Source organism: Desmonostoc vinosum (assembly GCF_059505385.1).
Map to the genome: position 1 here is coordinate 1 of NZ_JCACKM010000198.1, position 10,801 is coordinate 10,801.

Here is a 10,801-nt window from a genome sequence, read left to right on the forward strand (position 1 = left end):
CTGCGCTAACGCAGTCGCCTGCGGAGGGAAACCCTCCTGCAGCGCTGTCTCACCGTGTCCCCGCGTAAGCGCGTCAACCAAAATGTGAAATCTACAAAACCTACCCATAAGAGATTCCCCATTCCCCATTCCCAATTCCCCCTTATTCATTTTCACTTCCTACTTGATCACCACGTTCTAGTTCCCAGAGAATTTGATTTCCTTCACGGCGTACCCTCGACACTATCCAGTTGCGCCAGCGCCACTGATCTCCCCTGCTAGTAACGGCACTAGCGTGGACATCCATCAAGTCTGCTAGTTCCGAACTAGTGATTAAGTAGCCTTTTTCAGCAATCTCATCAGCAATACGCAGAGTTTCTACTAGGTTGCGGAGTTGCAACACCCTCATCTCAGACGGTTTTTCTTCAGTTGCGGCCGCAGCTGGCCCAGTTGATGGTTCCATAATAGTTATTTCTAGTGTAGAAGTACTAATTTCTTTTGTTCTTTTGTTAATTATTGTAGAGTTTGCATCACAATCAGATACTTTTGTTACATTTAATTCGCTTTGATTAGATAAAGATTTGTAATGCTCGGTAGATGATAACTGTTGCAGTGATGGAATTTTGCCATTGGCGAAGGAGCGAGCAATCACATCGCAGCGTTCGTTGCCTATGTTACCAGAATGACCCCGGACATATTGCCATTTTATCTGGGGGGTATTGAGTTCATCGAGAATTTCTAACAAGTCTTGATTTTGAACTGGTTTCCCGTCTGCTTTTTTCCAGCCTTTTTTCTTCCAGCCTTTTATCCACTTGGTAACGGAGTTGATGAGATATTCGCTATCGGTATAAAGGGTAATGGGTTGAGTTTGTGCTGATGCTTGCAAAAATTGTAAGCCAGCGATCGCAGCTTGCATCTCCATTTTATTGTTGGTAGTGTGTGATGATGCATTGCCCATTTCGTGAATTGAGCTATCGCTGAAGTAGACGACAACACCCCAGCCTCCTGGGCCAGGGTTGCCAGTACAAGCGCCATCGGTGTATATGCTTTGGATTATGCGTTGAGTAGACATGGTAAAAATTTGATGAAAGGGAACAGGGAATGGGGAATTGAAACGCCCACCCTGCGTTGGGCTTGGGGGCAAAGGGGTGTTAGCGCAGCAAGACGAAGTTAGGCTTTACACTTGATTACGAATTAGTTTGATTGATATTTTGCACTTTTTGGAAAATTTGAGTAACGGCTTGCACAATTGTTTCTTGTTGATCTATCCAAACAAAGTGACCGCTTTTTTCTGCCAATATTTGTTGGCAGTCGGTTGAAAGTAAGAGTAAATGAGATTGCATGACATCACGAAGTTTATCAGCGCTTTGAATAGAAAAATAAAGCTTACCCAAAGTAGGTTTCAGAAAAGTATTAGCTTTGATATTAATAATCGGAATTTTGCCTAAATCATTAGCTTTTTGAACTTGATAACCACTGTGATTCAAACTCCACATTTCCCGAAACATTGTCAGCCAATGTTTTGCAGAGTAAAAAGATGTTTTAACAATTTTTAATGATTGCGGAGAGAACTGACGTAACTCTTTCTTCATAATTTCAAATATACCTAATATACCTAAAAATCGCACAATTCCTAAAGCGGCTCCTAGAGATGCGATCGCGAAAGAAATCGAGAAAAATGATTTCAATAATTGCAGGCTAATTGGCATAGATAACATTAGTTTTTCATGCAAGCCATCTGTTAAAACTATGCCTAATACTTCTTCGGGAAAATAGTGAGCATAAAGGCGCATATTATAAGTGCCAAATGAGTTACCAACTAAAATATAAGGCGGCTCAATTTCTGCTTTGAGCAAAAGATTGTGTAACTCTTTAACTATTTGTTCACTAGTACGGGGTTGGTAATTTGATTCGCTGCAACCATATCCTGCTCTGTCATAGATACAAACTCGTGTGATTTTCGCTAGTTCTTCTACTAAAAAATAACCCTCTATGCCACCAAGGCTATGATCTAAGACGATTGTAATATTTCCTTCGCCAGCGCAATAAAGATGTAATTTATGACTACCTAAATCAATCAATTTTCCTATTGGCTTCATGTGTAACTTTTCTTGTCTAGTAGCCACAGCATGATACGTAGTTATTCCCAATAAAAATAATAAGTCTATGTGAGAGGATATAAATGAAATTAAATTCAAAACTTTTCTTTCTCCATAAGTTAGTTTGCGCTCCTAATATCAATAGTTAAGTATTCAAAATGTTGTACAGTTTAGCATAAAAAGTATAAAATTACCCAATAAGATAATTTTTTTGATCGAGACGTGCTTTTGCAGCATCTCTACAATAATCTAGATTGTGAAGGATTTTCCTTTCCCCTACACCCTTACCCCCTAGTTTTTGTAATCAAAATATGACACAACTTACTTTAGTAATTGGGAATAAAAATTATTCATCTTGGTCGCTGCGGGCTTGGTTAGCGATAAAACAATCAGGTTTGGAATTTGAGGAAGTCTGTATTCCTCTATACATCTCGGATTATTCAACAAAAGTTCGTCAGTACTCGCCATCAGGAAAAGTACCTGTATTGTTGCACGACACTCAAACGATATGGGATTCTTTAGCGATTTGCGAATATCTAGCTGAAGCTTTTCCTCATCAGCATTTGTGGCCAGAGGATAAAACAGCAAGAGTATTTGCTCGTTGCATCAGTGCAGAAATGCACGCAGGTTTTCAAAAGCTACGTCAAAATATGCCGATGAATTGCCGTGTGAAATATCCTGGCAAAGGTTTAGCACTGGGTGTACAAAAAGACATTGACCGCATTACTAGTATATGGCAAGAATCGCGTCAAAAATTTGGGGCTGGTGGCGATATGTTGTTTGGTGATTTTACAATTGCCGATGCTTTTTTTGCCCCTGTTGTTTTGCGTTTTGTTGCTTATGATGTGCAGCTAGATGCTGTTTCTAGAGATTATGTAGAGGCAGTTTTGGCACTACCGACAATGCAAGAATGGATTCAGGCGGCTAAAAATGAAACAGAAGTAATTTCTGAATACGAGTTTTGAAGATGGGGAGTAGGGAAGAAATATTTTCATCATTAGACCTCTTGCAAAAGTCAGATACTCACCAGAAAATAAATTTTCTGGCTGATAACTCAAGTCGGTTTCAACCGACTAATAACAGTATTTTTAGTCCGTTTCAACGGACTTTTGCTATTAGGCAGAGACTTGAGTCTCTGACGGTTCAAGTATTTTTGCAAGAAGTCTATTTCTTGTGAGTATTGGTTGCAGAGCTTCTTATTAAAAGTCCTAATTTTTGCGTTCTTCTCTGCATCTCTGCGTGAGCTTTTCACACCATATTCAACAACGCCGAAATATTTATGTAGAAAATTGGATGAACAATCAATAAAAATATAGTGATGTAATTTATGACGCGATCGCCTATTTTATGGAGTCAAGAAGTTGTTTCAGATATTGTTCGCGTTGAACAACATCAACAGCCAGCAAATGGTTCCTCTGAGTGTTGTCTTGCTAATTATCTAATTAGTATTCATCTAGGAAAACCAATTCAATTAGAACGGACGGCAGAAGGACGGCGTAGTCAAGATTATTTTGGAGTAGGTGATATTATGATTACACCGCCCTATTTACATCGAAAATTAGCTTGGGATCAACAAGCAGAGTTTTTGTTACTTCGCCTAGAGTCTAAGCTTTTTGCTGCTGCTATATATGAATGCGTTGATGCTGAGCGAGTTGAAATCATACCAACTTTTAAGGTTTGCGATCCTTTGATTCAACAAATTGGTTTAGCGCTCAAATCAGAATTAGAAATCGATGGATTGTGCGATCGCCTTTATGCAGAATCGATGGCGAATGCTTTAGCTGTTCATCTCTTAAAACGCTACTCAACACGAACTTCCAACATTCCCAACTATACAGGTGGTTTACCTAAACATAAACTACAGCAGGCGATTGACTACATCCAAGCTCATTTTGCAGAAGATATTTCATTAGAAGCGATCGCCGTTCACCTTAGCATGAGCCAATATTACTTTGCTCGCTTATTTAAACAATCTACAGGCTTTTCTCCCTATCAATATCTGATTCAATGTCGTATTGAACGTGCCAAGAAATTACTTTTACAGGAACAGCAAAGTATTGCTAATGCGGCGTTGCAAGTGGGTTTTGCCAGTCAAAGTCAATTTGGCAGGCATTTTAAGCGCTTGACAGGAGTTACGCCAAAACAGTTTTTAATGAAATAGCAAGAATCTGCTAAAAACGCAAAAAATAGATATACCCCAAATCAAGAGCTTTATATTCTGGGTTGGGCAGTTCACCGAAGCTGTGCTAGGGGAGAGAACAGGGAACGCTTAACAGGCAACATTCAACTTCTGTTCCCTCCTTGGTCGAACCAGCCTCCTTTTTTCAAGGGAAATGTGATTGGGAGGGGTCTAAATCCTCTGCTAATCAAGTCACTGTTCCCTGTTGCCTTTAACGAGATGGGGATGATCTCATGCTTACTGTTTTTAAAGACAATTTAGTTCTAGCAGCAATTGATATTTTTGTGACGCAGCCTGATCAACAATGGTCTTTAATAGATAGCCTGGTTGCTCATACCAAAAATATACTCAAACAGCAGTCTGGATATGTCGCAAGTGCAATTCATCGTAGTTTTGATGGTTTGCGTGTCGTCAATTATGTGCAGTGGCAGCGCCAAGCAGACTATGAAGCATATATCAATAATTGTGACATTGCCTTAGCTGCTAAAATGACCGGCTTTTTAACTCCTGATTCTCATCTCTACGAAATTTTTATCAGCGAACCAGCCAACAGTCAAATGCAAATTGCTGTAGGTGCAGGTTTGATTAACTTCGGCATCTTTAAGCTCAAAAACCCTGCTGATCAACCCCGTTTTCTGGAGGCAACAAAAGAGGCGGTAAAGCTGGTTACTGGACAAACCGGATTACTAACAACGCATTTTCATCGATCGCTTGATGGGGCACGTGCCATCAATTATGGGCTGTGGAGTTCTCAACAAGAGTATGCGAAAATGAACGAGCATCCGCCTTTTGTAGAACCTTTGATGCAGATGCGATCGCTCGCTAATAACGAGTTTCAAATGTCGCTGTATGAAATTGTGTTTACACAAACAGCAGAGCAGACTTAGAAATGCTTGCTCTAATCTGGAGTCTGCTGTTTGATATGTTCTAAAAATTCGTCAACTGTAGCTGTTCTGCCTTCATCTCAAAGATGTATTGATACACTATCATCCCCAAGTCCCAGACACCGATATAGAAGCTGATATCTATCTGTTTGATAGATTGCGCCGACTATCGCTCAAACAACGGATAGAAATGTTTGCCGCCCACGACCAGGGAGTAAAGAAATTTTGCCTTGCGGGGGCAAAAATCCGGCATCGGGATGCACCACTTGCTCATACGGAAACGATCGCCAATGCTGATCTATACGTGATAGATAATACACCGTTTGCAGGATCGCAAATGGTGCGGCGGCAGTTACTCGATGTTGAGGGAATGCCCGCTTTTTGGGTAATCTCACCTGAAGACTTGGTGCTGCAAAAGTTGTTGTGGGGAAGGGAAAGCCAATCAGAAAAACAGTGGCGTGATGTTTTGGGCATAGTCAAGTTACAAGCCGAAAATCTCGACTATGACTATCTTACTGAGTGGGCAGAGCAGTTAGGATTAGTTGATGCCTTATCTATTTGTTTACTATACTCCACTAGAATGTGGGCGAATACTGCTTTATCTGATTCGTTTCCTGATGCCCCTCTGAAAAATAAGGGTATATCTCCATCACTACTTGCTATTAAATCTAATATACATTGTTTAAGGTCAGGACGATGGTCATTGTGTTCCCAACCTGATGTTTTGACATTATTTTAAGCACAATTGCTGATTGACAAATAATTAATAATCTTAAATTGTTGCCAATGGTCTTCGCTACTTTGACATCAACTTAAAGATTATCTAATGCTTTTCGGTAGGTTTCAGTGAGATTATGATTACCAGCGATCGTTCCTGTTTGTTTAGTAAAGGTGATGGGTATACCAACGTGTTGATAGTGTTTTTCTGATTGACCACCAGTTATTCTCTTTAAAAAATTTCTCAAAAATTCAAATCGTCTCTTTTTACTTTTGGTCATGCTATTAAAGGTTTCATCATCGACAACTTGAGTTGATGGCAAAGGAATAGATTGAATTAAGTCTTCGCTATTAATAATCCGAAAACTTTTGATTTTCTCAAAATTGTCAAAATATCTAGCAAATGTTTCGTCACCAACTCTCGGACTAGCAATTGTATAAAGCTGAATAGAAGAATTGATATTTTTACCTTCAGCTATTTTATGAATGTGCAAGGCTGCCAAAGTTGCTAAACCTGCACCTAAACTATGTCCAGTAATAAATACTTCTGAATCGTCTTTTAATTCAGTTTCAAAAAACTGAGCTATAGTTTCCTTGATAGGGGGAAATATTCTTGGAGCAAGAAGGTTGTCAAGATTAAAGTTTTCTCTTTCTGAAGTATAAATTAAATTAAATCCATTTCTTACTTCTCCTAAACTTTCATCTTTCAAAAATACTGCTGGTTTAGGTCTAAAATTATTAAACCATTCGGCAGCTTCACGAGTTCCTCGAAAAACTACAAAAATTCTTCGGGGATGATTAGCGGATCTGGCAATAAAACCAAAAATTTGCTCAGTAGTAACTAAATCTGTAAGATTGTCAATAATATCTCTGATATCTGACCTAAATAATTCTAACAAACTATCTAATTTAAACAAATCTGCCCACCACCATTGAGGAAAACCAAAACTATGGATACGCTCATAAGTTTCTAGCTTATCTGGTTTTTGTTTCCAAAACTGGTCAAGGTGATTGTAGCTTTTATTTTGAGTTTGAAACTTTTCTATTTGGTTTGCATGAAGCTCAACAAATGCTCTAGAACCAGTGATTATTTTAGGAAGTGAGTCTTTTGTTTGTAAGTTGTCATCGCTGTCCCAAACTTCATATTCGTTATATGCTACAGAAATGAGATTAGCTAACTCCATTGCACGTTCAAGATCAAAAGCTGAATCAGCAGGAATTGTAACTTTATCAAGTGAGAACATAAAAACTCCACTATTTATAGATTTGATTCTAGGGAATCAGATTTTATTTTCCAAACTAATAACAGAGCAATGATGGCTGGAATAGTTTGAATAATTAGAGTAGTCGGTCTTAAAGTAATTGCTCCAAAAATTCCGGCAATGGTAACGCAAGTTAAAAAGAAGATACGCAACGCTTTCGGATTAGTAGTGTCAAAAGCTGACCATAGTAGCCCTACTGCAATAAAACTATTGTAAATACCTGCATTTTTGACAATTGGTTCTGCTTGCATGGCTAATTCTGGGGGAAAATCAAACCTTGTTTTTAGTAAAAATGCTCCGAAGACAATCTCTCCAAATGCTAAAATAGCATGGATAATACCAATAATTACAATCACTATTTGCGTTATTCTTGAATTGAGTTCCATGTTATTTCTTCTACATTAAAAATTGACTAATTTTACTAATGCGGTGCGTTAGTAAGTTCCGTCCATAACGCACCCCACAAAACTAATAATTACTGCCAAAATAATATGTTCTTCAGCTTATCAAGCAGTTTATAAATAGTTTCTAATCTACTTCATGAATCTTTAATCTACTTTAACTAAGCTGGGGGTGGATCTCCAAATTTAACGCTAGAGCAGTTATCAACACGATAATTATTTGATTTAGGCTCATTTTCATCATCAATAATTTTTCCTATTACTCCGCCAATTGATATTAAACGACCTACTACTCCTTGAGTACCACCGAAAATAAGCTTCACAATTGTTTCCCAGTCCAGTCTAGACTTAGGCTTTTTGTAAAGTATCCACTTGTATTTATCTGGTTCTTCACCAAAGAAAATGCCACTTCCTATTTTTTCGTCAGTTTGAACAAAGTTTTTACTGATGAAAACTTCTATTGGCTCATCTGTCAGTTTTTCTATATAAACGCGATTTTCAGTTGTTCTAAATTCTCTATCATCATAAAAAGTTACTCCTGACCCTGCTAAACCAATAATTTTTACTGATGTTGCTTCACCGTTATACTTACCATTAGGGCCTTCTCTACCATTAAGACTCCCTGTATCCGAATCAGTAAGTTCTAGCTTTAGTTTTCCTTGTTCATAAAGTTCTACTTTGTCTGGCTTTATGCTCATAACTTCATCCTTCGCTGTATAGAGAATTGTAGATTGACATAACTTAGTTTAAAATTCCTAGCTTTGTTTGCTATTGAATTTTTTGAATTCCATTAAGTAGGGTTACTGTAATAACTAGTGAATACTAATCCTAGCTATTAACGTATTCTGATAATCCCAGACACAACTGAGAGAGAGCGAGAAAAGTGTCCAGAGACTCCTGAAGCATTACCTTCCGCAGTTTCTACTGTAGAGCCTGGAGTGTATCCTCTAACAATACCAATATGATTAAATTCTCCATCACTACTTGAAAAATCAAAGGTTACAATATCTCCCCGCATAGGTTTTGTTTGCCCAATTCGATAGAAAAATCCATTTTGTTTGCCCCAATATTCCCAAGATTCAACTAAAGCTATTGATGCCCAAAAATTATTTGGTTTATCAGGTATGTCTATGCCAACTTTACGACAGCAATAAGTAACAAAAGCAGCACACCAATTATAGAAAACTGGCGTATTTCCAATGTGTCCTAGCTGCTGCATAATGGGACGTAATGGTGCTAGATATTTTTCCGCATCACTTGAGGCTCCATTCCAACGCAGTCTTTTAGCTGCCTCATTAGCAGCAAAAGTAGCTAATTGAATATGACGTGGATCTGTTGAAACAATTGGGTTATCAACAAACTTACCCCCAAGTTTTTCCCAAGTTATTGGCCCGACTTCTGCATCTGCCAACAAACCAGATTGAAATTGAAATGCTTTGACTGCCGTTTCTGTTTGATCTCCAAAATCTCCATCTTCTGCCCCTACATTGAAACCGAGAAGTTTTAAAGCCTCTTGTAAGGCTTTAACATCATTTCCTTTATCTCCCCATCGTAAAATACGAGTTAGATCCGGTAAAGAATTCGGAGGAAGAACTATAGGAATTGAAGGAGTAGGAATAGTTTTACCAGAAGAGGCTATGTGAAAAGTTTTTGCATTCGGATACTTACCAAAAAAAGCGACAAGATCATCTGTACTGCGATTAGATAATTCAACCACATGAAATGGTTTATCATTGACCATAGCAGCAAATACTGCGGTGGGTAAATTATTTGCACCTACTTCTTTACGAAATAGCTCTAACCAATTCACTTGCTGAGATGGATCGATAATATTATTGAAATTGATTAATCCTCTTTCTTCTAAGCGTTTAAGTATTACTATTCCTCCACATTGTTCACTGACTAAATTAGGATTAAAATGTTCATCACTTTGATATTTTCCTTTAGTGTAATGTTCACTAAAACTCCATAAATAAGGTGATTTAACCTCAGAATGATACGACCGATAACCCCAACCATTATATTTTTCCAAGCAATAACAGATACCTTCAATACTCCAATCAGTCCAGTCGGATAAACCGTCACATTCTAGTGCGTCGATAGCTGATGTCGTCCAAATAAAAGGAGGATTACCAGAAGGACGACCGGATGGAACATTAACCGTCTTAGCACTTAAAGGATCACCATTATGCAAATGAGTACTAAAGTTAAGGCTTCCTTCTAACAAATGAATACTAGCAATGACGTACCAAGGTACATTACTTTCTTTTTCAACAGATTTATATTTTTCCTTATTTTGAATAATAGTATCAATATAATTGTCAATTTCATTTGTGTGTTCGGGTTTAATTTTACAGGTATTGTAGAGTTGAACATATTCTTGTTTTAAAACAGGATTTATTTTAGCCATCATTAATTATCCCCAAGTATAACTTTGTGTACTATTGGTTTTTCTATATCCCCTCTAAGAAGTTGGGGAGATGAATACCGCTTATCCAAATACTCTATTGCTTTGTATAAAGTTTGTCGGTCGGAAAAGGTCGGAAAAAAGTCGGCTTTTAGTAGTAAATTTACGTAAACTTTTTTAAACAAGTAAAGCCTATGATGCGAATATCATAGTTAACTTAGTATTTATACGTAGATAAATGACTGTTGAAGAAGCGATCGCACTCGTTGAGCAATTATTGAAACGTGGACGCTTAACAAGGGCGCAGGAGGCTGTATTTCGCCACACCTGGGAAGGGAAAACTTACCGTCGCGGTAAAGCTGGTTACTGGACAAACCGGATTACTAACAACGCATTTTCATCGATCGCTTGATGGGGCACGTGCCATCAATTATGGGCTGTGGAGTTCTCAACAAGAGTATGCGAAAATGAACGAGCATCCGCCTTTTGTAGAACCTTTGATGCAGATGCGATCGCTCGCTAATAACGAGTTTCAAATGTCGCTGTATGAAATTGTGTTTACACAAACAGCAGAGCAGACTTAGAAATGCTTGCTCTAATCTGGAGTCTGCTGTTTGATATGTTCTAAAAATTCGTCAACTGTAGCTGTTCTGCCTTCATTTCGTAGACGCATTGCTATTGCATGTATTGCGTCTTCATCCTCTCTATTAGCTAGGATATAAGCTCTTAGCTGCTTAATAGTCATTTGCTCAAAATTCGGCTTCGGTTGACCGGACATCATTAGACCTAGTTTGAAAATAGGGAACAGGTTATAGGTAACAGGGGATAAGCTGTTCCACATATAACTTGCATAATTAGGGCGGGCAAGATGCC

The 10,801-nt window shown here is 38.2% G+C and carries 13 protein-coding genes; 6 read left to right on the forward strand and 7 right to left on the reverse strand.

The genetic code is table 11. The features are described 5' to 3' along the window. Positions 1–142: 142 nt before the first annotated feature. Both rnhA and AC5JMF_RS24175 read right to left on the reverse strand, forming a co-directional pair. Positions 143–1,051 carry a ribonuclease HI gene (gene rnhA / locus AC5JMF_RS24170; protein ID WP_495798247.1) on the reverse strand — a complete coding sequence of 303 codons (909 nt, stop codon included), beginning with the start codon at positions 1,049–1,051 and terminating at the stop codon, positions 143–145. A gap of 115 nt (positions 1,052–1,166) precedes the next feature. Beyond that, positions 1,167–2,105, reverse strand: coding sequence for an alpha/beta hydrolase (locus AC5JMF_RS24175; protein ID WP_495798248.1), 939 nt, complete (start codon positions 2,103–2,105; stop codon positions 1,167–1,169). 284 nt (positions 2,106–2,389) lie between these two features. Between AC5JMF_RS24175 and AC5JMF_RS24180 the strand changes: the two genes are divergently transcribed. From AC5JMF_RS24180 to AC5JMF_RS24200, 5 genes are all read left to right on the forward strand, one after another. Continuing rightward, complete coding sequence (locus tag AC5JMF_RS24180; RefSeq protein WP_495798249.1) at positions 2,390–3,043, forward strand: glutathione S-transferase family protein; 654 nt, start codon at positions 2,390–2,392, stop codon at positions 3,041–3,043. 41 nt (positions 3,044–3,084) lie between these two features. Next, entirely contained in the window at positions 3,085–3,255 is a 171-nt protein-coding gene (locus AC5JMF_RS24185; protein ID WP_495798250.1) for a hypothetical protein, read from the forward strand. A 150-nt stretch (positions 3,256–3,405) separates the two neighbouring features. After that, complete coding sequence (locus AC5JMF_RS24190; RefSeq protein ID WP_495798251.1) at positions 3,406–4,239, forward strand: helix-turn-helix domain-containing protein; 834 nt, start codon at positions 3,406–3,408, stop codon at positions 4,237–4,239. Positions 4,240–4,490: 251 nt separating this feature from the next. Further along, positions 4,491–5,144 (forward strand): antibiotic biosynthesis monooxygenase family protein, encoded by a 654-nt coding sequence (locus AC5JMF_RS24195; protein ID WP_495798252.1) that lies wholly within the window; start codon positions 4,491–4,493, stop codon positions 5,142–5,144. Positions 5,145–5,232: 88 nt separating this feature from the next. After that, positions 5,233–5,880 carry a hypothetical protein gene (locus tag AC5JMF_RS24200; protein ID WP_495798253.1) on the forward strand — a complete coding sequence of 216 codons (648 nt, stop codon included), beginning with the start codon at positions 5,233–5,235 and terminating at the stop codon, positions 5,878–5,880. Positions 5,881–5,953: 73 nt separating this feature from the next. On the opposite strand, the gene AC5JMF_RS24205 is transcribed toward AC5JMF_RS24200, so the two are convergent. From AC5JMF_RS24205 to AC5JMF_RS24220, 4 genes are all read right to left on the reverse strand, one after another. Then, positions 5,954–7,102 (reverse strand): lipase family protein, encoded by a 1,149-nt coding sequence (locus AC5JMF_RS24205; RefSeq protein ID WP_495798254.1) that lies wholly within the window; start codon positions 7,100–7,102, stop codon positions 5,954–5,956. Between the two features lie 14 nt (positions 7,103–7,116). Then, positions 7,117–7,506 carry a DUF1304 domain-containing protein gene (locus tag AC5JMF_RS24210; RefSeq protein ID WP_495798255.1) on the reverse strand — a complete coding sequence of 130 codons (390 nt, stop codon included), beginning with the start codon at positions 7,504–7,506 and terminating at the stop codon, positions 7,117–7,119. 176 nt (positions 7,507–7,682) lie between these two features. After that, positions 7,683–8,219: a hypothetical protein gene (locus tag AC5JMF_RS24215; RefSeq protein ID WP_495798256.1), complete on the reverse strand. Its 537-nt coding sequence runs from the start codon at positions 8,217–8,219 to the stop codon at positions 7,683–7,685. Positions 8,220–8,356: 137 nt separating this feature from the next. After that, complete coding sequence (locus AC5JMF_RS24220; protein ID WP_495798257.1) at positions 8,357–9,934, reverse strand: peptidoglycan-binding protein; 1,578 nt, start codon at positions 9,932–9,934, stop codon at positions 8,357–8,359. Between the two features lie 232 nt (positions 9,935–10,166). Between AC5JMF_RS24220 and AC5JMF_RS24225 the strand changes: the two genes are divergently transcribed. After that, positions 10,167–10,340 carry a hypothetical protein gene (locus AC5JMF_RS24225; protein ID WP_495798258.1) on the forward strand — a complete coding sequence of 58 codons (174 nt, stop codon included), beginning with the start codon at positions 10,167–10,169 and terminating at the stop codon, positions 10,338–10,340. A gap of 183 nt (positions 10,341–10,523) precedes the next feature. On the opposite strand, the gene AC5JMF_RS24230 is transcribed toward AC5JMF_RS24225, so the two are convergent. Beyond that, a partial coding sequence (locus AC5JMF_RS24230; RefSeq protein WP_495798259.1) for a DUF6887 family protein occupies positions 10,524–10,801 on the reverse strand: 278 nt, incomplete at its 5' end.